Genomic DNA, 23,014 nt, shown 5'->3' on the forward strand with positions numbered 1-23,014 from the left:
AGGGGAGCCAGTGGCTCCCCTTGTTGTTTTATGGTGTTCAGCAGCAAGCCTGCCGGGCCCCGTCAGGACTCCCAGATGATGCTCTGGGAAGAGGACCAGGCGTCGCCGAGATCGGCATACTTCTGCTCCAGCAGGTGGCGGCGGATCTTCATGGTCGGGGTGAGCACCCCGTTCTCGATGTTCCAGGGGCTCTTCACCACCAGGATGCCGCGGATTTTGGCGTGGGACTCCAGCTGCTCGTTGACCCGATTGCGGGCCGCCTCCAGCTGGGCATTGATCTTGGAGCGATCCCCCTTCATGGCGCTCTCCGCCAGCTGCACCAGCGCCACCGGCTGCGGCATGCCGTAGCCAATCACGCACAGTTGCTCGATGATGGGCTCCTGGCCGAGCAGCCCCTCAATGGGCACCGGCGCCACATACTTGCCCTTGGCAGTCTTGAACACGTCCTTCATGCGGCCGGTGATGGTGAGATAACCCTCCCGATCCAGCTTGCCCATGTCGCCGGTGTGCAGCCAGCCCTCTTCGTCGATGGCTTCACGGCTGTGCTCGGGATCCTTGTAATAACCCAGCATCATCCCCTCGCAGCGACAGAGGATCTCCCCTTCGTCGGAGATCTTGATGGTGACCCCCGGCCCCGCCTTGCCGACCGTGCCTATCTTGTCGGCCCTAAACGGGTAGTTGAGGGTGGAGAAGGCGTGGTTCTCGGTCATGCCCCAGGCCTCGGTGATCTCGATACCGATACTGTGGTACCACTCGAGCAGGGCCGGTGCCACCGGCGCCGAGCCACAGCCCAGCACCCGCGCCTGATCCAGCCCCAGCCCCTTTTGCAGCTTGCGCTTGATGAGGCCCGACACGAACGGGATCTTGAGCAGCAGCTCGAGTTTCTTCTGGGGCAGTTTTTCGTGGATCTTGATGCGGAACATGGCCCACAGCCGTGGCACCGAGATGAACACGGTGGGACGGCAGCGCTTGACGTCCTCGATGAAGGTATCGAGGGACTCGGGGAAGGCGATCTCGGCGCGGCCATAGAGGCTGCCGCCATAGACATAGACCCGCTCGGTGATGTGGGCCAGCGGCAGGTAGGAGAAGCCGCGATCCTGCTCGCACAGCCCGACCGCCTCCACCAGCTTCTCGCACGACCAGGCGTAGCGCTCGACGCTCAGCATGGCCCCTTTCGGCTTACCGGTACTGCCGGAGGTGTAGACCAGGCTCAGCAGGGAGTCCGGAGCCTGCCCCGGGCTGTCCGGGATGGGTTCGTGTTGCTCCAGCAGATCGTCCCACTGGTGGGCCGCCGGCATGGTGTCATAGGGAAAGGCGATGCGCAGCAATTCGGCGGGTACCCCCGCCTCCTGGCTCTTCCAGTCATCTAGCTTGCCGACGAAAATCGCCTTGGCCTCGCTGTGACGCAGCACGTATTCGATGGTGTCGACGTTGGCGGTGGGGTAGATGGGCACGCTCACGTACTGCCCCATCTGCATGGCGAGATCGGCGATGAACCACTGGGCGCAGTTCTTGGAGAGCAGCGCCACCTTGTCGCCGGCCACCAGCCCCAGCTGACGCAACGCAGTCACCATGCGGCGGGCCTCGTCAGCGACCTCACCCCAGGTGAAGTCCAGGTATTCGCGGTTGATGGTTTGACGCAGATAGACTCGGTCAGGACACTGCCGCTCCCATTGGTAGAGCATTTCGAGCGGCAGTTTATTGGCAATACGCGAGGAGGAAGCCATAGTTTAATCCCTGAAACAAAAGGCGAAACTTATTATTAACCTTTCACTAACTTCAGGGAAGAATAAACTCAAACTTCTGTTTGAACTGTGTAACCGATCAAGCTTCTGCTTGTTGTTGCAAACGAATCCACATTGCCTGCACCAGCTTCTCGTCCTGCTCGGAGAGTTCCCCCTGCAGGATGGCCTCGTTCAGGCTGCGCAGCACATAACTCTTTACATCCCGTACCAGGGTCTTGCCTTCCAGCTCGGCCCGCGCCACCGCCAGCGAGATGTGGCCGCGCAGATAACCCCCGGCAAACAGCTCATCCTCGGTCGCCGTGGCCACCATGCTGTCTATCAGTCCCAACAACTTGTGCTCAAATTCATGAATCGTCATTTAACGCAGCCTCATTTTCCGGGGTTGCCGGCAAAATAATTCGGGGGAGTGGAACCGCGATCCGGTTGATCACGGCTCTCTGGCGCCAGGCCAGCCGCATCCTTGATGTCCTATTCCGGGTTGGCCACCGGGTAGATGACCTGATCCTTGTATCCCGTGGTGATCCGCAGATAACCACTTAACGACCGGTTCAGCGCCGGGTCATCGGTATCCACCAGCAAGGGCCTGCCCGCAAGGGCCGCCAGCTTGGCTTTGGTGGCCAGGACCTGGATCTGGTCCCGCCCGACGGCCCGCAACACCTCTGGACTCAGTTGCTGATTTCCGCGCCCGAACAGATGTCCCTGACCGCCGATCAGGGTAATGATCAGCCGGCAGCGACGGCCACGGATCCGGGTCAGGATCTCGGCGGCGGACAGATCCTGCCCGATAAGCCGGCCATTTTCCACCAGATCCACACCGAGCAGGGTATTTTCGAGGCCGAGCTCCGTCATGCAGGCCGCCACCGTGCTGCCGGAGCCCATCAGATAGAGGGTATCGGGCTCCATCTGCTCGACCACACCGGCGGCGATGTCCGCCAGCACCAGCTCTTCAGACTCGCGCCCCCCCTGCTTGACCGCCTGCACATAGCGCAGATCGCCGGGCACCTGCAGCTGGCCGTAATGGCGGGCGCGCACCTTGCCGGCGCGAAACGCCTCCTCGTCGATGTCCATCACCTCGGCATCCACCAGACTCAGCAGCTCGCCGGCGATCATCCGGGCCGCCACTCGGCCGCTGGCAGCGGGCGTCACCCCATAGACCCCGGAGTGGATCTTGCAGCCGGCCGGAATGCCGAGCACGTGGCACGCCTCCCCCACCGCCGCACAGATGTCCCGCGCGGTGCCGTCACCGCCAGCAAACAGCAGCAGATCGACGCCCGCCTCGCGCATCCGTTCGGCGGCGATGCGGGTATCGGCCGCCGTGGTGGCTGCTGCCGCGGGCTGATAGACGATGCGGCAAGGCAGACCGAGCTCGCCGGCAAGCTCGGCCCCCATCTCGCCCGCCACCGTCAACAGCTCGAAGCGGTCCGCCAGTTCACACAGTGGCAGCAGCGCCTGACGGGTCCGCTCGCGGGCCTTGGGGACGGCGCCACGGGCCAGCGCCTCGGCCACCATGCCGTCACTGCCCTTGAGTCCGACCGCGCCGCCGATGCCGGCGACCGGATTGATGATGAGTCCTAAACGAAACATATGTCCCTCCCGTTGGATGGCCGCCATTTTTATCTTTTCCTGCCACTGGGACAAGCCATAACCCCCTGTTAGAATGCGCGGCTTCAACCCTCAATCAAAGTTCAACCAAGGTTCAATCATGCTGGAATGGATTGCAGACCCCTCCGCCTGGGTCGCGCTCGCCACCCTGACCCTGCTCGAGATCGTACTGGGCATCGACAACATCATCTTTATCTCCATCTTGGTCGGCCGCCTGCCGGAGGCGCAGCGCCAGAAGGCGCGGATCCTGGGACTGGGTCTCGCCATGGGTACTCGCATCCTGTTGCTGCTCTCCCTGGCCTGGGTGATGCGTCTCACCGAGCCGTTGTTCACCGTGCTGGGCGAGGCCATCTCGGGCCGCGATCTCATCCTGCTGCTGGGGGGTCTGTTCCTCATCGGCAAGAGTGCCCACGAAATCCACGCCACCCTGGAGGGCGCCGCCGAGCCTGAGAGCGTGAGCGCCGCCGCGTCCGGCTTCATCAGCACCCTGATCCAGATCGCCATTCTCGACATCGTCTTCAGCCTGGATTCGGTCATCACCGCCGTGGGCATGGCGGATCACGTGCCGGTCATGGTGCTGGCCATCATGATCGCCGTCTTCATCATGATGTTCGCCGCCAAGGCCATCGGCGATTTCGTCGACAACCACCCCACCATCAAGATGCTGGCCCTTTCCTTCCTCACTCTGGTCGGTTTCGCGCTGATGGCCGAGGGGATGGATCTGCACATTCCGAAGGGCTACATCTACTTCGCCATGGCCTTCTCGCTGACGGTGGAGATGATCAACATCCGCCTGCGCAGTCACCACGACCGCGAAAAGCTCAAGCAGGAATAACTGTGAGCCACAAAAAAGAGCGCCATCAGGCGCTCTTTTTTTATCTACACAACCATGTCATTCATTGCTGATGACAATCGCCACGCGGCGGTTCTCGGCCCGACCGGCAGCCGTCTTGTTGTCGGCGATCGGATCGCGTTCACCACGGCCCCGGATGTCCAGGTTGGCCTGCGGCATACCCACCGAGACCAGCACGTCGGCCACCGACTGCGCCCGCTTGTACGAGAGCTGATCGTTATAGTCCGCCGCCCCGTTGGAGTCGGTATGACCATCGATCCGCGCCCGGTTCAAGCCTACCTCCTGCAGGGTCTTGCCCAGTTTTTCCACCACCACACGGGTCTTGGGGGTCAGGGCACCAGCGTTGTTGGCAAACAGCACACGGTTGGAGAAGTCCAGAGTCCAACCCTCGTCGGTCAGGCGAAAGCCTTGCTCCTTGAGTACGGCGATCTGCTCTGCGGTCAGGCCGTGGGGGGCGCTTTGGCACCCCGCCAGCACGCTCAACAGCAGACCGATCAAGCCGGTTTTCATCAGGACATGGATCTTCATTGTTATTTTTCCTCAGCAGAGACATCGAATTCCAGCTGGTCATGGAGCGCAAGCTCCCGACGCAGCCGTTTGGCTTGGTACATGGCATGGTCCGCCTGCTGCAGCAGATCGGCGGCGGTCAGCCCCTGATCCGGATACAGCGCGATCCCGATGCTGACGGCAGCCAGCAGCTGGCTGCCATCCCCCAGTACCACGGGGTCTGCCATGGCCTGCTGGATGCGGGTTACCACATCTTCCGCCTCGCCCACCTGGGACAAGGGGGTCAGCAGGATGGCAAACTCGTCGCCCCCCAGACGGCATACCAGATCCATCGGCCGCAGCTGATGTTGTATCCGTCTGGCCAGGGCGATCAGCACGTCATCCCCGGCGGCATGGCCCAGGGTGTCGTTAATCTGCTTGAAGCGATCACAATCGAGGTAGAGCAGTGCAAAGCGCTCATCATGCAGCCGGCCGGTGGTCACTGCCTGATCCAGACGAGCCTCAAACAGAGCACGATTGGGCAAGCCGGTCAAGGCGTCATGGGTGGCCTGGTGCAGCAGGCTGGCATTCTCCCGCCGCTGGTGAGCCTGCCAGGCTTCCAGTTCGTCGAGCAGGGAGTTGAAATCCTGGCCGAGCGCGTGCAGCTCGGCGATGTTGGCCTCGGGCACCCGCATGGCGAGGATCCGCTGGCGGCTGACGCTGTGGGCTACCTGGGCCAGATCCTTGAGGGGCGCCGTGAGGGAGTTTTGCATCCGGCGCGCCACGTAGAGCGCCCCCAGGGTGCTGAGCACCAGGCAGAGCAGCATCGCCAGCAGGGTCTGCAACAGGAACAGCAGCAGGTATTGGCCGTGCCCCACCAGATGAATGCGGGCGATCTCCACCCCGCCCCGCAGCATGGGCTGATCCACCGGCCCCGGCAGAATGAGCCGCGCCAGATACTGTTCAAGACCGGACCAGGGGGTGCTCATGGCCCGGCTCCAGCTGGCCAGCAACTGGCCGCTCGGCAGATAGATGCTGGCCCGCGCCACATCTTCGTGGGTGGTGATGGCCTGCAGCGCCTCGCGGGCCGCCTCTTCGTCGTGGAACACCACGGCCGCTTCGCTGGTGTAACTGATGGCCCGCGCCACCAGTTCCAGGTTGTGATCCGCATAGAGCCGCAGCGCCAGCAGGGCGATGCCGGTCAGCAGTACACCGGCCATGCAGACCGCCGTCAGGGACGTCACCAGGTGGGTGCGTCCCAGACTCTGTCGCAAGGTGAGGCGCTGGTTGGGGGGGCGGAACAAGCCGATCATGAACCCCCCTCATCGGCCTTGGCCAGCTTGAGCACGGCGGGATGTACCCGCACCCCGCTCCTGGCCAGGGCATCCAGATTGACCCGAAAACGGATCCGCTCCTTGCCGATCTGCAGGCAGAAGACGGAGTCGGCCACGCACTCGGTGCTGTGCTCGCTGATGCTGAGAATGGGGTAGCCGCGCAGCCGCTCGAACAGCGGCAGCCGTCGCTCGGGGGACAATACCCCCAGATAGAGCACGTCACACTGGGGGCCGATCGCCTTGTCATCGACGTCGTAGCGATGGACTGTGACCGGCCGGCCGTTGGCCTGCTGCTTGATGGAGAAGAGCGCAGTGGCGTACTCCGTCGGCGCCGCCACGCACAGGCGCAGCTCGCTCGGCTCGGTCGGCCAGCGGGTGTAGCTGAGAATGTCGAGCACGGTCTGGCGCACCTGCTCGGCTCGCAGCTCGGCCGAGGTCAGGGGGGGCGGCTCGGTGGAGAGGGCCAGCGTGCAAACCAGCGGCGCCAACCACGCCAGGATCCGGATCAGTGAAAAAGAGTGCATCGTGCCTGCGCTTAAGCCCACATCAGCACCCATGAAGGGCGGTTGCCCGCGAGGGGTGAGCCGGATGGAAATAGTATTGAACTTGTCAGCAGCATGACAAGGCGCAGCCGACAGAGCAAGGGGCTGACCGGGCCGGCATCACAATAATGACGAGGGCCCACCCGTGCGTGAGCCCTGCAATAAAGTGCATTCATGGGGTTACTTCTTGTTGATCCCGTATTCCCGCAACTTGTTGGCGATGGCGGTGTGCGACACGCCAAGCCGTTTGGCCAGCTGGCGGGTGGAGGGGAATGCCGGGTAGAGCCGCTCCAGCAGCCGGCTCTCGAAGCGCTTCACCGCCTCGTCCAGTCCCCCTTCGAACCACTCGTCGATGAGCGGCATGGCGTCGGCCGCCACCGGCAGATCCACGTGCTCAGGGCCGATCTCGTCCCCTTCCAGCAAGGTCATGGCGCGGTAGAGGCAGTTGCGCAGCTGGCGCACGTTGCCCGGCCAGCGGTAGGCGGTCAGGTATTCGGCCATGTTGCGGGTAAAGCGCGGGCGCGGGCGCTGCAGTTCGCTGGCAAAGCGCGAGACGAATTGCTGGGCCAGCGCCATGATGTCAGCCTTGCGCTCGCGCAGCGGCGGCAGCGCCAGACTCAGCACGTTGAGGCGATAGTAGAGGTCTTCCCGGAACTTGCCCTCGTGCACCAGATCCAGCAGCTGCTTCTGGGTGGTGCAGATGAAGCGCACGTTGACCTTCACCTCCTGCTCGTCACCAACCCGGCGGAACACGCCATCTTGCAGCACCCGCAGGAACTTGGTCTGCAGATGGGGGGACATGTCGCCGATCTCGTCCAGCATCAGGGTGCCGCCGCTCGCCAGCTCCAGCACCCCGCGCTTGCCCTCGGTGTTGTTGCCAAAGGCGCCGGGGGCGTAACCGAACAGCTCGCTCTCGGCCACGTTGTCCGGCATGGCCGCGCAGTTCAGCGCCATGAAGGGGTGGCTGGAGCGCAGGCTGGCACCGTGACAGGCGCGGGCCAGCAGCTCCTTGCCGGTACCGGTCTCGCCGACGATGAGCAGCGGCGCATCCTGCATCGCCAGCTTGCTCGCCTGGGCCAGCACCTGTTTCATCTTCTGGCTCTCGGCCTGCAGGTGCTCAAAGCCCCCCACTTCCACCGCGTGCAGCGCGCTGAAGTGCATGCCGACCCGGCGAGCGGATTTGAGCACCACCACGGCGCCGGCCAGGGCCTGTCTGCCCTTCTCTTCGGCCACGAACAGCGGCATCAGATCCGCCAGATACTCTTCGCCATTGATGCTGAGCTTGCAGGTCTGCGGCCGGATCTCGCTCGCTTCCAGCCAGCGGCTGAAGGAGAAGCCCTTGACCAGGGAGCCGAGCGCCGCGCCACGCACCTCCTCCACCGGCAGGGCCAGGGTGGTGAGGGCGGATTGGTTGGCCTGGGTCACCTTGCCCTTGGCATCGAGGGAGAAGACCAGATCCGGCAGCGCCTTGAGCAGCGCCTCAATCTCGTGGTGCTCGCGCTCGGAGGGCATGTAGGGGATGGTCTTGACGTCATAGACCCCGGGAATGCGGCGGATCTCCGGCATCAGGTGCTGGAAATCACGAAACTCCAGCTCGGGAAAGTTGAGATAGATGATGCCTGAGGTATCGATTTCGATGCCGCGCAGATCGATGTTGTGCTCCACCAGACGGTCGAGCAGTTCCCGGGTCAGGCCCAGGCGGTCTTCACAGCTGACTTCAAGACGCATTCGGGACACACTTCCTAGCTAACTCTATGAATGACCGGATAATACAGACTCGATCCCGCCAGTGCGAGCGCCAGCCCATAAAAATGCGGGCCCGCCCCGTTTTCACCGGGCAGGCCCGCGCCATCTACAGACGTTTATTTGAGCAGCTGGTCGGTGCGCGCCGCCATGATGAAGTCGTTGCGGTGTAATCCACCTATCTTGTGGGTCCACCAGCTGACGGTCACCTTCCCCCATTCGGTCAGGATTGCCGGATGATGAAACTCCGCCTCTGCCAGTTCACCCAGCCGATTGGTGAAGGCGAGCGCCTCCTTGAAGTTGCGAAAGGTGAATTCGCGCCGCAGTTGCAGCTCACCTTTTACCACCAGCGGCTGCCAGTCGGGGATGAGGCGCATCAGTTCGCTCAGCTCCTGCTCGCTCACCTTGGGGGCATCGGCGCGGCACGCTTCACACTGCTGGCTGGCCAGTTCGGACATGGGACTCTCCTTGTGTATCGATGAAAAGGGGGTAATCAAACACCGGCGGGCGGCTCAGCTCGCCTGCTTGCCGCCGGCCGGTGCAAAACGGGGAGGACGCAGCCCCAGACGGCGCGCCTCGGCCACCATGGCCATGATGTCCTGCTCCGCCAGACGATAGAGCTCGCCAAGCTCGGGCAGCACGAAATAGGTGGGCTGCATGATGTCGATGCGATACGGGGTGCGCAGCACTTCAATGGGATCAAAGGGTTGCAGCACGGGTTGGCCGCCGAGAGCATAGGCGGTTTCGCCGATGGAGGAGAGAATGCCGCCGCCATAGATGCGCAGCCCGTCTGCCGTGGCCAGCAGGCCAAACTCCACCGTGAACCAGTAGAGCCGCGCCAGAAAGACCCGCTCCTCCTTGCCGGCCCGCAGGCCAAGCTGGCCGTAGACATGGGTGAAATGGGCGAAGGCGGGGTTGGTCAGCATGGCGCAGTGGCCGAAGATCTCGTGGAAGATGTCGGGCTCCTGCAGATAATCGAGCTCGTCCCGGCGGCGAATAAAGGTGGCCACCGGAAACTGGCGGTTGGCCAGCAGGGCAAAGAAGCGGTCAAAGGAAATGAGCGCCGGTACCGCCGCTACCGACCAGCCGGTGGCCGGTTGCAGCACGGCGTTGATCTGGGCCAGCTGGGGGATCCGATCCCGGGGCAGGTCGAGCCGCGCCAGCCCGGCCTGGTACTCGTCACAGGCCTTGCCCTCGAGCGCCGCCAGCTGGCGTGCGATCAGGATCTGCCAGGTGCCGTGCTCCTCGTCCGAGTAGTGGATCGTGCCCGCTTCATCCGGCTGGTGGGCGGTGTAGAGACTTGCCATGGGTGACTCCATCCTCTGGGTTGCGACCCGCCATCCGGGCGGTGTGGCGCCATTGCGCGATGGGATCACTGTAACGGTTTGCCCCCCAAAAAAGCAGCCGACCCAAGGGTCGGCTGCGGCGGATAATTGTAAATAATTTGTGACAACCACAATCGAACCCCTGGCCTGCCGTTTACCCCTTGTTGAGGTAGCCCGCCAGCTGACCGATCAGCCGCTTGCGCAGCTCACCAAGCCTGGGTTTCTCGTCCGCGCACCAGGGCAGCGGGCGACACGCCTCTATGGTGCGCAGGCCGAGGCGAGCGGTGAGCAGGCCGGCCCCTACCCCTTGGGCAGCGCGGGCGGAGAGCTTGGCGGTAAGCTCAGCCCCCAGCAAGTCCATCCCCACCTCGGTCACCAGCTCGGTGGCGCCGGCGTAGAGCATGTTGCGAAACACCTGACGAATGAGGCGAATGCGGCTCCAGTAGCCGAGCTCGATGGCGTAGACGTCGGCAATGTCCTCGATCATCCGCAGGTTGCGCCACAACATCAGCATCATGTCGACGGTGGCGAGCGGGCTCAGGGCCACCAGCACGGCGGCCTCCCCCGACCATTTGGCCACCCGCGCCTGGGCCAGCTTGTCCCGCTCGGTCAGCACCAGCTGACTGTAGAGGGTCAGCACTTCCCGATCGCTGTGACTCTCGTCGAGCTGTGACAGCCAATTGCGATACCCCTCCCGCCCCTTGTCGCCACTCTTCTCGGCGAGCGCCTCGCAAAAAGCCTGCCCCTGCCCGACGCCCTGACGGGCCAGCAGATCGTCGGCACGGGAGCGCACATCCTGGCGCCGCTTGAGGGTGCGCAGCCGCAGCCACTCACGCCCCGCCACACCTGCCGTGCCTACGGCCACCAGACCGGAGGCCAGCAACCAGGCGCTGCCCCAGAGCGGGGTGGTGAGCAACTGGTCGTAGAGAAAGGCGCCATACTGGCCCAGTGACAACAGGCCAACCGCCCCCAGTCCCCAGCCAAGCAGCCGGTGCCGCCGGCGCGGCTTGATGGTGAGAGCGGGCTCCACCTCGGTGAATGCCTCCAGCTCGTCGAGGCACTCGAAACTCGCCTCTTCCAGCCGCTGGGCGGGTGCAGGCTGTCGCTCGTCGCTGGCCACAGTCAAGGCGGGCTCCAGGATCACCTTGCCCTGCAGCGGAGGCGGTTCGGCCACCGTCGGTTTTCTCTGATCGTTCATCTTTTTGCTTGCTCCTCCACGCGGCCGTGCAGCCATGCCTTGCTACCTACATTGCCGCACAGCCTGGGTTATTCGAGGTGATCCCCGAGCAGAAACTCCAGCGCAGCGTCGAGCCGGATATGAGGCAGCGCCTGATGGGCACTCATGGGCAGGGGGCGAAACGCCTGGAAATCAAAGCCCTGATTGTTCCACCACTGGGCCGGTGGAATATGAGGCGGCACCTCCCCCGGAAACAGCAATAACGGCTCGCCGGCGAGGCTGGTGCCACGGATGGCGGGAAACTCACGGCCATTGGCCACCCCCTTGCCCACCTCGGTCGCCTTGATGGCGGCGAGCGCCAGACACTCTGTGGTGATCCCCTCAAAGCGCGCCTGACCCCGACCGCTGCGCACCAGATGCTGGAGCAGGGAGACCATGGGGCCGTGCTGCTCTGGGGTGACGTGATCGGCCTTGCTCGCCACGAACAGCAGCTTGTCGATGCGCGGCGAGAAGAGCCGCCGCCACCAGTTGCTCTTGCCGTAGGCAAAGCTCTCCATGATGCGGGCGATGGCCTGCTGCATGTCGCCAAAGCTGGCCGCCCCGGCGTTGAGGGGCTGCAGGCAATCCACCAGCACGATCTGGCGATCGAAACCCGCAAAGTGCTGCTCATAAAAACCCTGTACCAGGTGTTGCTTGTACTGCTCGAAGCGCTGCTTGAGGGTGGCGTAGAGGGTGCCATCGGCGGGCTCGCCAACTGGCGGCTCCCACACCCAGGGCACGAACTGCAGCAGGGGGGCGCCGGCATACTCCCCCGGCAGCACAAAGCGACCGGGCTGGATGAGGTGCAGCCCCAGCTCCCGCTTGCAGGCGTGCAGGTAGTCGGTGTAGCGCTCGGCAAGCTGTGCGACCGGTCGCTCTTCAAAAGGCTGCACAGCCTGCCACTCCGGCGCCAGCCAGCCAGCGGCAAGGGCCTGCAGCTCGGGGCGGCGCAACTGGTCGCGCACCTGCTCGCTCCACTGCTCGTAACTGAGTTCCAAGAGCGGCAAGTCCAGCAGCCACTCCCCCGGGTAATCCACCAGATCCACATAGAGGGTGGAGATCTCCCCCAGATGCTTGCGCAAGGGATGGCGGGTGCGATAGCGAATTTCGAGGCGTACCTCGGCCACCCCGCGGGTCGGCTCGGGCCAGGCGGGCGGCTCGCCAAACAGGGCGTCGAGGCCGCGCTCGTAGGCAAAGGTGGGAATATGGGCGTTTTGCTGTGGCACCCGGCGGGCGCCGAGAATGCGCCCCTGACGCAGGGCATCCCACAACGGCAAACGGCCATCGATGGCCGCGTGTTCCAGCTGGTTGACCAGCGCCGTGATAAAGGCGGTCTTGCCGCTGCGGGAGAGGCCGGTCACCGCCAGCCGCAGGTGGCGATCCCGTACCCGGTTCACCACGTCTGTGGCCCTGTGCTGCAAGAGCGACCACTTTTGTTCCAGTGTGTTGCGTATCAAGGCTTGTTCAATCCCTCAATTCGATCGTCGGTTTCAGGTGTGCCAGCCATGTCGGGTCTTGGGATCCCGTTCAAGAGAGGGGCCTCGCTCAATCGGCGAGACCCGGGCCAGAGGTCACAGCTTGCTGAACTCCCGCTGCAGGGTGAACTCCTTGGAGGTCACCAGCTTCTCGATGCGCTGCAATCTCGGCTCCAGGGTATCTAGCTCCTGTGCGATGCGGCCCAGCGCCTGATGAGGGGTGACACCAGCCTGCCAGCTGCGCGCCTTCATCCGCACCTCGGCAAACTCCCCCTCTTCGTTTTCATAGAGAGTGACCGGCCGCTTGTCGAGCAGAAACCAGGCGGCCACGTAGGCGGTGAAGGTGATGAAACCGGCGAAGATGAGGCCGCTGATGGCCAACAGCCGCACGATCCAGGTCTCCACCCCGAAGTACTCTGCCAGACCGGCGCAGACCCCGGCTATCTTGCCGCGCTGGGGGTCACGATAGAGGTTGCGCCCCTCTTTGCTCCACTGCGTCATACCTTGTTCCTCCAGCCCGGGACTTCCGCATCCAGAATCGACTCCAGGGCACCGACCCGCTCCTGCATCTTCTCGGCACGCACCAGCAGCCCCTGCAGCTGTTCACGCTCGCCATCGGCAAGACCGGCGCCAATGCGTCCCTTGGCGCGGTAGTGCAGCACCAGCCAGATGGGGGCCACCACCACCATGAAGACCACCATGGGAACCATCAATACACCCAGCAGATCTTCCATCTGTTACTCCCCCTGTTTCGGCGTGGTATCGCCTTGACCCAGCTTCTGGCGCATGGCCTCGAGCTCTTTGCTGATCTGATCGTCCGCTTCCAGTTCGGCAAACTGCTGGGCCAGCGCCTTGTCGGACTGTCCCAGATCGGCGCGGGCCTCCATCTCGTCGATGCGGCGCTCCATGCGCTCGAACTTGCTCACCACCGCCTGGCTGTCGCCACGGGCGACCTGGCTCTGCACGTTGAGACGGCTGCTGGCCGCTTCGCTGCGAATGGCCATCGCCTTCTGGCGGGCTCGGGCGTCTTCCAGCTTGGCTTCCAGCTGACGGATCTCCTCCCCCAGCTTGGCGATGCCGCTGTCCACCGCCTGCTGCTCGCGCTCGAGGCCGTCGGCCAGCTCGGCCTGCTTCTTCTTCTCGATAAGCGCCGCGCGGGCCAAGTCTTCCCGTCCCTTGCTCAGGGCCAGCTCGGCCTTGCCCTGCCACTCGGCGACCCGCTCCTGATGGCGGCTGACCTGGCGGCCAATCTCTTTCTGGTTGGCGAGGAAGCGGGCCAGATTGGAGCGCTCCTTCACCAGCTCGTCTTCCATCTCCTGGATGATCAGGCGCACCATCTTCTGGGGATCTTCTGCCTTGTCGAGCAGGGCCGTCAGGTTGGAATTGATGATGTCGGCCAGGCGGGAAAAAATACTCATGATTGTACTCCTGTGGTTGGCATACGTTGTTTCTCCATTGACAATGGCAACTTGTGTGCCAATCTGGAACAGAATTTAACTTGTTGATTTATATGGGGCAGATAAGTCGACTTTCAAGATGCACCACACAAGTAATGATTAGAATCACCAACTTTTGGTAAGATTGACCAGCTTTCAACGATTCACGGGGATGACTATGACCACGGCCACGGAAAGCCTGTTGGGGGAATCCAACGCATTTCTCGAGATCATTGAGCAGGCCTCCCGCCTGGCGCCGCTGCGCAAGCCCGTGCTGATCATCGGCGAACGGGGGACCGGCAAGGAGCTCATCGCCCACCGCCTACATTATCTCTCGGCGCGCTGGGATCAAAGCTTTGTCACCGTCAACTGCGCCACCTTGAGCGAGAGTCTGCTGGAGACCGAGCTGTTCGGCCACGAGGCGGGCTCTTTCACCGGCGCAGCCAAACGCCACCAGGGCCGCTTCGAGCGGGCCGACGGCGGCACCCTCTTCCTTGACGAGCTGGCCACCACCAGCGCGCGGGTGCAGGAAAAACTGCTGCGGGTCATCGAGTACGGCGAGTTCGAGCGGGTGGGCGGCGCCAAGCCCCTCAAGGTGGATGTGCGACTGGTGTGCGCCACCAACGAGGATCTGCCGGCGCTGGCCGACAAGGGGCAGTTTCGCCACGACCTGCTCGACCGGCTCGCCTTCGACGTCATCACCCTGCCCCCGCTGCGGGAGCGGCGCGAAGATATTCTGATGCTGGCGGAGCACTTCGCCCACGGCATGACCCGGGAGCTCGGCTATCCGCTGTTTGCCGGTTTCTCGCGCAAGGCGACCCAGTTGCTGCTGGATTACCCCTGGCCCGGCAACGTGCGGGAGCTGAAAAACGTGGTGGAGCGCAGCATCTACCGCCAGGGCAACCCCCAGTTGCCGCTGGCCGAACTGGTGCTCAACCCGTTCGATTCCCCCTGGCGCCCCCGGGCCCAGGCGGCGGTCGCGGCCCCCCTCCAGCTGGAGCAGACGCCGACGATGACACCGGACTCCCCCGCCTTGCCGCTGGATCTCAAACAGGCGGTGGCGGGCTACGAGATTAATTTACTCAAGCAAGCGCTGCAGCAATCCCAGTATAATCAGCGCAAAGCCGCCCAACTGCTGGCCCTGAGCTATCACCAGTTCCGCGGCATGCTGCGCAAATACCAGCTGCTGGACAGTGACAACGATGCGGATTAATCACCCGGGCAGCCTGCCCCAGAGCGGCACCCACCCCTTGCCGGCCCCGTCGCCGGCAACTTCGTATAAAAACATGGTTCGACAATGAGAATGCTCAAACCCTTGCTGCTTGGAGTGCTGGTGCTGCTCACCGGTTGTCAGAAACAAGACGACGCGTCCAGGACGGGACTCATCTATTGTGCCGAAGGCTCGCCCCAGACCTTCAATCCCCAGGTCTCCAATTCCGGGGTGACCCTGGATGCCAGCTCGCGCCCGCTCTACGACCGTCTGCTGGAGGTGAACCCCAACACCTTGGCGCTGGAGGGAGGGCTCGCCACCCGCTGGAGCACCAGCGAAGACGGCCTCTTCTATACCCTGACCTTGCGCAAGGGAGTCACCTTTCACCACACGCCCTGGTTCAACCCCTCTCGCCCCCTCAACGCCGACGACGTGGTGTTCACCTGGCAGCGGCTGCTCAACAAGCAGCACCCCTATCACGACGTCTCCGGCGGCGAATACCCCTACTTCTACAGCCTGGGGCTGGATCAGCTGATCAAGCGGGTCTACAAGAAGGGCACGGATCAGGTGGTATTCGAGCTGAACCGGCCGGATGCCTCCTTCCTCGCCACCCTGGCCAGCGACTACGCCATCGTGCTCTCCGCCGAGTATGCCGGGCAGCTGCAAAAGGCCGGCACCCCTGGGCTCATCGACAGCCGCCCGGTGGGCACCGGGCCGTTCAGCTTCAAGGAGTATCGCCACAACGAATACGTGCGCTACCTGCGCCACCCCGGTTACTGGGGCGGCGAGGCCAAGATTGAGCAGCTCATCTACGACATCACCCCCAAATCGTCCAAGCGGCTGGCCAAGCTGCTGACCGGCGAGTGCGACGTGATGAGTACCCCCTCCGCCAGCCAGCTGTCGGTGATCGACCAGGATCCCGACCTCAGCCTGACGGTGCAGTCCGGCATGAACGTCGCCTTCCTCGCCCTCAATACCCGCAAGGCACCGTTCAACAAGGTGCAGGTGCGCCAGGCCATCGCCAGCGCCATCAACATCGACAACCTGCTGCAGGCGGTCTATTTCGAGACGGGCCAGCCCGCCAACAGCCTGCTGCCGCCGCTCTCCTGGGGCTACAACCCCTCCCTGCCGATGCGCCAGCCGGATCTCAAGCGGGCGCGTCAGCTGCTCAAGGAGGCGGGACTGGAGCAAGGGTTCGAGATGCAGGTGCTGGTGCAGCCGGGCTCGCGCGCCTACAACCCGGATGCCCTCAAAACCGCCCAGCTGATGCGAAGCGATCTGGCCAAGGTCGGCATCAAGCTCAAAATCGTGCAGCAGGAGTGGCCGGTCATCGAGGCCCGCCTCGCCCAGGGCCAGTACGACAGCCTGCTCAGCGGCTGGATTGCCGACAACGCCGATCCGGACAACTTCTTTCGCCAGCTGCTGAGCTGCGCCGCCGTCGAGCGCGGCAACAACTACAGCCGCTGGTGCAGCCCGGCGTTTGATCAGCTGCTGGACGATGCGGTGACCACGCCCCAGCTGGCATTCAGGCTGCGCAACTACTACTACGCCCAGACCCTGCTCAACGAGCAGATGCCGCTCATTCCGCTGGCCCATGCCCTGCGCACCCAGGTCAGCCGCAGCGACATCGAGGGGCTCTCCCTGATGCCCTTTGGCGGCACCGTCTTCAACCAGGCCTATCGGGAGTAAGCATGTTTCTCTATATCCTGCGTCGCATCAATCTGCTGCTCATCACCCTGCTGGCGCTGACCTTCGTCGCCTACCTGCTGGACGTGCGCCTCATCGGCCAGCAGGCCAGCTTCTGGAGCGGCTACCCCGACTTCCTGCGCCGCATTCTGGACGGGGATCTGGGGCTCTCCAGCGTCTCCGGCCTGCCGGTGCTGGACGAGATCCGTCACTACTTCCCCGCCACCCTGATCCTCTGCGTGGCGGCCTTCGCCATCTCGCTGCTGGTGGGCATTCCGCTCGGCACCCTGGCGGCCCTTTCCCAGGGCAAGCCGCTCGATCTCACCATCATGACCGCCGGCCTCATCGGCTACGCGGTGCCGGTGTTCTGGCTGGCGCTGCTGGTGGTGATGTTCTTCTCGCTGGATCTGGGCTGGCTGCCCGCCTCCGGCCAGATCAGCCTGCTCTATGACGTGCCCTCCATCACCGGCATCGCCCTCATCGACGTGCTGATGAGCCACGAACCCTGGCGCCAGGCCGCCCTGCACGACGCTCTGCGCCACCTGATCCTGCCCTCGCTGGTGCTGGCGGTGGTGCCCACCACCGAGGTGATCCGCCACGTGCGCAGCTCCCTCATCGACGTGATGAAGCAGAACTACATCAAGGCGGCGGCCAGCCGCGGCCTCTCCCGTCGCCAGATCGTCTGGCGTCACGGCCTCAAGAACGCCCTGCCGCCGGTGCTGCCGCTGCTGGGCCTGCAACTGGGCAGCGTGCTCACCTCCGCCATGATCACCGAGGTGGTGTTCGAGTGGCACGGCATCGGCCGCTGGCTCATCAACAGCATCGCCCTGCAGGACTACGCAGCCATCCGCGGTGCCACCCTGGTGGTGGCCAGCTTCGTCATCTTCATCAGCGTCAGCACCGAGCTGCTCACCACCATCATCTACCCGGCGCGGCGCAAAGAACTCTATGCAAAACAAGACTGAACGTGTTCATGGCATGACCCGGAGCCAGGAATCCTATGCAAGACAAGACTAGCCTCTACCCCGAGCTCAAGATCCTCTCGCCGCTGGAGCAGACCTGGGCCTCCTATCGCCGCAATCCGCTGGCGATGGCAGGGCTCTGGTGCTTCGTGATCCTGCTGCTCATCACCCTGTTCGGCCCGCTGGTGGTGCCCTACGGCATCGACGAGCAGCACAGCGCCCGCTTGCTGCTGGCCCCCTCCTGGGCCAACAGCGGCAACATCGATTATTTCCTCGGTACCGACGATCTGGGCCGCGACATCCTCTCCCGGCTGGTGGTGGGCGCCAGGTTCACCTTTGGCAACGCCCTGCTGGTGGTAGTGATCGCCATGGTGGCGGGTACCGCCATCGGCATCCTCGGCGGCATGAGCAAGGGGCTCAAGTCGAGCGTGCTGCACCACCTGCTCGATACCCTGCTCTCCATCCCCTCCCTGCTGCTGGCCATCATCATGGTGGCCATCCTGGGGCCGGGTCTGTTCAACACCCTGATCGCCATCACCCTGGCGCTGATCCCTCCCTTCATCCGGGCCACCTACAACGCGGTCCACACCGAGATGCAGAAGGAGTACATCATCGCCAGCCGGCTCGACGGCTCTCCCCCCTTGCGCATCATGCGGCTGGCCATTTTGCCGAACATCGTCGAGACCCTGGTGGCCCAGACCACCCGCACCCTGTCGGCAGCCATCCTCGACATCTCGGCGGTGGGCTTTCTCGGCCTCGGCGCTCAGTCACCGCAACCGGAATGGGGCGCCATGCTGGCCGACTCGAGCGATCTCATCTATCTCGCCCCCTGGACCGTGACCCTGCCGGGCATGGCCATCCTGTTCAGCGTGCTGGTCACCAACCTGGTAGGTGAAGGTATTCGCGAAGCGCTCAAAGAAGGGAATGACTGATGCCTCTGCTCGACATACGCAATCTCACCATCGAGATCGACACCCCGCAGGGCAAGGTCAAGGCGGTAGACAAGGTGAGCCTGACCCTGGCCGAGGGGGAGATCCGCGGCCTGGTGGGCGAATCCGGCTCCGGCAAGAGCCTGGTGGCCAAGGTGATCGTCGGCATCCAGAAGGACAACTGGACGGTGCGCGCCGACCGGATGCGCTTCAACGACATGGACTTGCTGACCATGGCGCCCCGCGAGCGGCGCCGCATCATGGGCCGCGAGATCGCCATGATCTTCCAGGACCCCATCAGCTGTCTCGACCCTTCCGAGGAGATCGGCACCCAGCTGGAAGAGGCGATCCCGACCGACTCCTTCGAAGGGCAGTTCTGGCAGCGCTTCCAGTGGCGCAAGAAGAAGGCCATCGCCTTGCTGCACCGGGTCGGCGTCAAGGATCACCGCAAGGTGATGCGGGCCTACCCTCACGAGCTGTCGGACGGCATGTGCCAGAAGGTGATGATCGCCATGGCGATTGCCAACCAGCCGCGCCTGCTGGTGGCGGACGAGCCCACCAGCGCCATGGAGTCCACCACCCATTCGCAGATCCTGCGGCTGCTGGACAAGATGAACAAGCTGGGCAACACCACCATTCTCATCATCAGCAACGACATCGCCGCCATCGCCAACCTGACCGACACCATCAACGTGATGTATTGCGGCCAGATGGTGGAGGTGGGCACCCGGGAGCAGATCCTGGAGACGCCGCACCACCCCTATACCGATGCGCTGCTCAAGTCGATCCCCGACTTTGACAAGCTGGTGCGCCACAAGTCGCGCCTGGAAACCCTGCCCGGCGTCATTCCGCCCCTGCAGCACCTGCCCATCGGTTGCCGGCTCGGCCCCCGCTGCCCCTATGCCCAGAAGCAGTGCGTGCAGACCCCGCTGATGAGCAAGATCAAGGGGCACCAGTTCAGCTGCCACTTCCCGTTGAACATGGAAGAGCCCAAAAAGTGAATTCAATCCCGTATCAGAGCGTGGCAGCATGCCCTCTCACCAAGGAGCCAGGACAGTGATCGAACCCTCCCTGTTGCAGGTCAGGGGCCTGTGCAAGACCTATCAGAACCGCACCGGCCTGTTTCGACGCCGGGCGGTGGAAGCCATCAAGCCGCTCTCCTTTGATCTCGAGGTGGGCCAGACCCTGGCCATCGTCGGCGAGGCCGGCTCCGGCAAGAGCACCCTGGCCCGCATTCTGGCGGGCATGATAGAGCCGAGCGGTGGCGAGATCGCCATCGAGGGGCAGCCGATGATCCACGGTGACTATCAGACCCGCTGCAAGCTGCTGCGGATGATCTTCCAGGACCCCAACTCCTCCCTCAACCGCAAGATCCGGGTCGGCCAGATCCTGGAGACGCCGCTGCGCCTCAACACCGAGATGACCGAGGAGGAGCGCCGCGACAAGGTGGTGCAGACCCTGCGCATGGTAGGCATGCTGGCGGACCACGCCCTCTTCTATCCGCAGATGCTCTCCGCCGGTCAGCAGCAGCGGGTGGCGCTGGCACGGGCGCTGATCCTCAACCCCAAGATCGTGGTGGCCGACGAGGCGCTCTCCACCCTGGATATCTCGGTACGCTCGCAGATCATCAACCTGCTGCTGGAGATGCAGGAGACCATGGGGCTGAGCTATGTGCTGGTGGCCAACGATCTGGGGGTGGTGAGCCACATCAGCGACGAGGTGCTGGTGATGCACGAAGGGCGGGTAGTGGAGCGCGGCAAGACCCTCAAGGTGTTCGCCGATCCCCAGCATGAGGTGACCCGGCGCCTCATCCAGAACTACAACAACGAATACCGCCGCTGATCCTCGCCCGGCGGCGCGACACTGGCCCTTGCCCACCGTCGTCGCGCCTGAAAAAGAGACAAAAAAATCCCGGCTCAGGGGCCGGGAATTGCGCTCAAAAATGAATGCGTCGCTCGTAGTAGGAACGCTGCAATGGTAGGCAGCGCCCTGCCCGTCAACAACCGTCAGATCTGACAGGAAGACCGCTATGGAACCGGAACTGCGGATCCGGCGAGCGGATCAGCTCCGCCTCCACCTGGCCGAAGAAGGCCACCCGTTCACTGATGTCCTCCCCCGCATATTGCTCTGCCAGTGCCAGATAGTCCTGGTAGTGGCGCGCCTCGGAGCGCAGCAAGGAGACGTAGAAACGCCCCAGCTCCTCGTCCAGATGGGGCGCCAGCTTGGCAAACCGCTCGCAGGAGCGCGCCTCGATATAGGCGCCGATGATCAGCTTGTCGACGATGGTGGCGGGCTCGTGGGTGCGCACATGCTGCATCAGGTTGCGGGCATAACGGGAGGCGGTCACCGGGCCGTAGGGAATGTCGCGGGCCTGCATGATCTCCAACACCTGCTCGAAGTGATGCAGCTCCTCCTGGATGAGCCGCACCATGGGAAACAGCAACGGATTGCGGGACAGCTCCTCGAACACGGTGCGATCAGACTCCCCCATGCTGCGCTTGCCCAGGATCTCGGCCTTTTCCGGAATCGCATCCAACTCCCGATAGAACTCCAGCTTGGGCAACAAATGACGCTTGCCCTTGGGCAGGCAGTAGCGGCGCACCAGGCTGTGGGCGGTGAGCGCGGCCTTGTTTTCGCAGTTGGCGTGATCGATGAGCAGGGTCGGCAACCAGGCGGGATCCCGCGCCATCTCGATCCACGCATCCGGGGTCTCGCAGTGCAAAAACTGGCGCACAGGGGCTAGCAGGTCATCCATCTGAATTCTCGTCTGTTCGGGTTGATACGGCGGCGGCCCATGCTAGCGGATCCCGCCGCCACTGCCCATAGCTACTGGTACAAACGCTGCTTTTTCAAGCAGATGCGGGCCCTTTTCGGCGAGCGGAAACAACAATGGGGGCCAAGGCCCCCATCTCGTTGCAACACCCCAGCGTGGAAAACGTTTAACTGCCTTCGTTAAAAATTTCCAGGTTGCTGGTGCCTTCCTGCCACTCGCGCACCGCCTTGTTGTCATCGCTGCGCATGGCGTTGAGGTGGTCGAGGTAGGATTGGTCCACGTCGGAGGTGACGTAGTGACCGTTGAACACCGAGGTCTCGAAGTGGCGCAGCTCGGGGTTGATCTCCCGCACCGCCGCTTCCAGATCTTCCAGATCCTGGAAGATGAGGCCGTCGGCGCCAATCAGCTTGCACACCTCTTCCACTTCCCGGCCGTGGGCAATGAGCTCGTTGGCGGTGGGCATGTCGATGCCATAGACGTTGGGGAAGCGAATTTCCGGCGCCGCCGAGGCGAAGTAGACCTTGGCGGCCCCCGCTTCACGGGCCATCTGGATGATCTGCTCGGAAGTGGTACCGCGCACTATGCTGTCGTCCACCAGCAACACCTTCTTGCCCTTGAACTCGGAACTGATGGCATTGAGCTTGCGGCGCACCGACTTCTTGCGCTGGGTCTGACCCGGCATGATGAAGGTACGGCCGATGTAGCGGTTCTTCACGAAGCCCTGCCGGTACGGCAAGTCCAGGGTGTGGGCGATCTCCAGCGCCACGTCGCAGGAGGTCTCGGGGATGGGGATGACCACGTCCACGTCGAGATCTTCCCACTCGCGGGCAATCTTCTGACCCAGCTTGCGACCCATGTTGAGGCGGGCGGCATAGACCGACACCTTGTCGATGCACGAATCAGGGCGAGCGAAGTAGACATATTCGAAGATGCAGGAGCTCATCTGCGGGTTCTCCGCACACTGCTCGGAGAAGAGCTGGCCCTGCTCGGTGATGTAGATGGCCTCCCCCGGCGCGACGTCGCGCACCGTCTCGAAACCGATGGCGTCAAGCGCCACGCTCTCGGAGGCAAGCATGTACTCCACCTGCCCCTGCTCGTCGACCCGGCGACCCAGGATCAGCGGGCGAATGCCGTTGGGATCGCGAAAACCGATGAGACCGTGGCCGATCACCAGGGAGACCACGGCATAGGCACCGCGGATCTGCTGGTGCACCTTGCGCACCGCCGAGAAGATGTCTTCCGGGCGCAGCGCCATCTTGTCGCAGAGATCCAGCTCGTGCGCCAGCACGTTCAGCAGCACCTCGGAGTCCGAGGTGGTGTTGATGTGGCGACGGGCCACCTTGAACTGCTGCTCCTTGAGCTCCTTGGCGTTGGTGAGGTTGCCGTTGTGGGCCAGCACCATGCCGTAGGGGGAGTTCACGTAAAAAGGTTGGGCTTCAGCGGCACTGGAGCTGCCTGCGGTGGGATATCTGACATGTCCTATGCCGATATGCCCTTTCAAGCGCTGCATGTGACGCACTTCAAACACGTCCTTCACCAGGCCGTTGGCCTTGCGTTGCCGGAAGTTTCCACTGTCAATGGTCACGATCCCGGCGGCATCCTGTCCCCTGTGCTGCAACACCGTCAAGGCGTCGTAGAGGGCCTGATTGACGGGGGTGGTGCCAACTATACCGACAATACCACACATGTCTTTGCTA

General features: G+C 63.5%; 23 protein-coding genes. 7 read left to right on the forward strand and 16 right to left on the reverse strand.

All coding sequences use genetic code 11. From position 1 onward, the window contains the following. Nucleotides 1-62: 62 nt before the first annotated feature. The 3 genes from PG900_RS04480 to PG900_RS04490 all read right to left on the reverse strand — a co-directional run bounded on the left by PG900_RS04480 (nt 63) and on the right by PG900_RS04490 (nt 3,329). Nucleotides 63-1,727, reverse strand: coding sequence for an AMP-binding protein (locus PG900_RS04480; protein ID WP_270799041.1), 1,665 nt, complete (start codon nt 1,725-1,727; stop codon nt 63-65). A gap of 97 nt (nt 1,728-1,824) precedes the next feature. Then, nucleotides 1,825-2,103, reverse strand: coding sequence for a YfcL family protein (locus PG900_RS04485; RefSeq protein ID WP_158197470.1), 279 nt, complete (start codon nt 2,101-2,103; stop codon nt 1,825-1,827). Between the two features lie 110 nt (nt 2,104-2,213). Then, complete coding sequence (locus tag PG900_RS04490; protein ID WP_041216318.1) at nt 2,214-3,329, reverse strand: ATP-NAD kinase family protein; 1,116 nt, start codon at nt 3,327-3,329, stop codon at nt 2,214-2,216. A gap of 118 nt (nt 3,330-3,447) precedes the next feature. Here PG900_RS04490 and PG900_RS04495 point away from each other — a divergent pair, with 118 nt between their 5' ends. Beyond that, nucleotides 3,448-4,182, forward strand: a complete 735-nt coding sequence (locus tag PG900_RS04495) for a TerC family protein (protein ID WP_016350476.1) — start codon at nt 3,448-3,450, stop codon at nt 4,180-4,182. A 57-nt stretch (nt 4,183-4,239) separates the two neighbouring features. Here PG900_RS04495 and PG900_RS04500 read toward each other — a convergent pair whose 3' ends face one another. The 11 genes from PG900_RS04500 to pspA form a co-directional block, all read right to left on the reverse strand. Beyond that, a complete protein-coding gene (locus PG900_RS04500) occupies nt 4,240-4,728 on the reverse strand; it encodes an OmpA family protein (RefSeq protein WP_017409647.1) in 489 nt (162 codons plus the stop codon). Between the two features lie 2 nt (nt 4,729-4,730). Further along, on the reverse strand, nt 4,731-5,999 hold the full coding sequence (locus PG900_RS04505; RefSeq protein ID WP_043165233.1) for a diguanylate cyclase domain-containing protein: 1,269 nt from the start codon (nt 5,997-5,999) through the stop codon (nt 4,731-4,733). After that, nucleotides 5,996-6,577 (reverse strand): YfiR family protein, encoded by a 582-nt coding sequence (locus PG900_RS04510; RefSeq protein ID WP_060389642.1) that lies wholly within the window; start codon nt 6,575-6,577, stop codon nt 5,996-5,998. Before PG900_RS04510 ends, PG900_RS04505 begins: the two co-directional genes overlap by 4 nt. A gap of 165 nt (nt 6,578-6,742) precedes the next feature. Beyond that, complete coding sequence (tyrR, locus tag PG900_RS04515; protein ID WP_016350472.1) at nt 6,743-8,290, reverse strand: transcriptional regulator TyrR; 1,548 nt, start codon at nt 8,288-8,290, stop codon at nt 6,743-6,745. Nucleotides 8,291-8,424: 134 nt separating this feature from the next. Continuing rightward, nucleotides 8,425-8,763 (reverse strand): 4a-hydroxytetrahydrobiopterin dehydratase, encoded by a 339-nt coding sequence (locus PG900_RS04520; protein ID WP_029303242.1) that lies wholly within the window; start codon nt 8,761-8,763, stop codon nt 8,425-8,427. A gap of 54 nt (nt 8,764-8,817) precedes the next feature. Beyond that, entirely contained in the window at nt 8,818-9,612 is a 795-nt protein-coding gene (gene phhA, locus PG900_RS04525; RefSeq protein ID WP_011705758.1) for a phenylalanine 4-monooxygenase, read from the reverse strand. 172 nt (nt 9,613-9,784) lie between these two features. After that, complete coding sequence (locus PG900_RS04530; protein WP_270799035.1) at nt 9,785-10,828, reverse strand: YcjF family protein; 1,044 nt, start codon at nt 10,826-10,828, stop codon at nt 9,785-9,787. A 68-nt stretch (nt 10,829-10,896) separates the two neighbouring features. Further along, on the reverse strand, nt 10,897-12,303 hold the full coding sequence (locus PG900_RS04535; RefSeq protein WP_270799033.1) for a YcjX family protein: 1,407 nt from the start codon (nt 12,301-12,303) through the stop codon (nt 10,897-10,899). A 114-nt stretch (nt 12,304-12,417) separates the two neighbouring features. Further along, nucleotides 12,418-12,822: an envelope stress response membrane protein PspC gene (pspC, locus tag PG900_RS04540; RefSeq protein WP_270799030.1), complete on the reverse strand. Its 405-nt coding sequence runs from the start codon at nt 12,820-12,822 to the stop codon at nt 12,418-12,420. Beyond that, nucleotides 12,819-13,055 (reverse strand): envelope stress response membrane protein PspB, encoded by a 237-nt coding sequence (pspB, locus tag PG900_RS04545; protein WP_005300084.1) that lies wholly within the window; start codon nt 13,053-13,055, stop codon nt 12,819-12,821. The genes pspC and pspB overlap by 4 nt, the downstream gene beginning before the upstream one ends. A 3-nt stretch (nt 13,056-13,058) precedes the next feature. Then, entirely contained in the window at nt 13,059-13,739 is a 681-nt protein-coding gene (pspA, locus tag PG900_RS04550; protein WP_011705754.1) for a phage shock protein PspA, read from the reverse strand. A gap of 196 nt (nt 13,740-13,935) precedes the next feature. On the opposite strand from pspA, the gene pspF reads away from it, so the two are divergent. The 6 genes from pspF (at nt 13,936) to PG900_RS04580 (ending at nt 20,386) form a co-directional block, all read left to right on the forward strand. After that, a complete protein-coding gene (gene pspF / locus PG900_RS04555; RefSeq protein ID WP_270799253.1) occupies nt 13,936-14,970 on the forward strand; it encodes a phage shock protein operon transcriptional activator in 1,035 nt (344 codons plus the stop codon). A gap of 90 nt (nt 14,971-15,060) precedes the next feature. Continuing rightward, on the forward strand, nt 15,061-16,656 hold the full coding sequence (gene sapA / locus PG900_RS04560) for an ABC transporter substrate-binding protein SapA (RefSeq protein WP_270799251.1): 1,596 nt from the start codon (nt 15,061-15,063) through the stop codon (nt 16,654-16,656). 2 nt (nt 16,657-16,658) lie between these two features. Then, complete coding sequence (locus PG900_RS04565; RefSeq protein WP_011705751.1) at nt 16,659-17,618, forward strand: ABC transporter permease; 960 nt, start codon at nt 16,659-16,661, stop codon at nt 17,616-17,618. A gap of 35 nt (nt 17,619-17,653) precedes the next feature. Then, on the forward strand, nt 17,654-18,547 hold the full coding sequence (locus PG900_RS04570; protein WP_011705750.1) for an ABC transporter permease subunit: 894 nt from the start codon (nt 17,654-17,656) through the stop codon (nt 18,545-18,547). Further along, nucleotides 18,547-19,545 carry a peptide ABC transporter ATP-binding protein gene (locus PG900_RS04575; RefSeq protein WP_005300065.1) on the forward strand — a complete coding sequence of 333 codons (999 nt, stop codon included), beginning with the start codon at nt 18,547-18,549 and terminating at the stop codon, nt 19,543-19,545. The genes PG900_RS04570 and PG900_RS04575 overlap by 1 nt, the downstream gene beginning before the upstream one ends. A gap of 55 nt (nt 19,546-19,600) precedes the next feature. After that, entirely contained in the window at nt 19,601-20,386 is a 786-nt protein-coding gene (locus tag PG900_RS04580; protein WP_011705748.1) for a peptide ABC transporter ATP-binding protein, read from the forward strand. A gap of 154 nt (nt 20,387-20,540) precedes the next feature. Here PG900_RS04580 and miaE read toward each other — a convergent pair whose 3' ends face one another. Next, nucleotides 20,541-21,299 (reverse strand): tRNA isopentenyl-2-thiomethyl-A-37 hydroxylase MiaE, encoded by a 759-nt coding sequence (gene miaE / locus PG900_RS04585; protein WP_270799025.1) that lies wholly within the window; start codon nt 21,297-21,299, stop codon nt 20,541-20,543. Between the two features lie 184 nt (nt 21,300-21,483). Further along, on the reverse strand, nt 21,484-23,004 hold the full coding sequence (gene purF / locus PG900_RS04590) for an amidophosphoribosyltransferase (RefSeq protein WP_011705746.1): 1,521 nt from the start codon (nt 23,002-23,004) through the stop codon (nt 21,484-21,486). Nucleotides 23,005-23,014 lie beyond the last annotated feature (10 nt).

It is taken from the genome of Aeromonas sp. QDB03 (assembly GCF_027707985.1).
GTDB classification, from domain to species: domain Bacteria; phylum Pseudomonadota; class Gammaproteobacteria; order Enterobacterales; family Aeromonadaceae; genus Aeromonas; species Aeromonas hydrophila.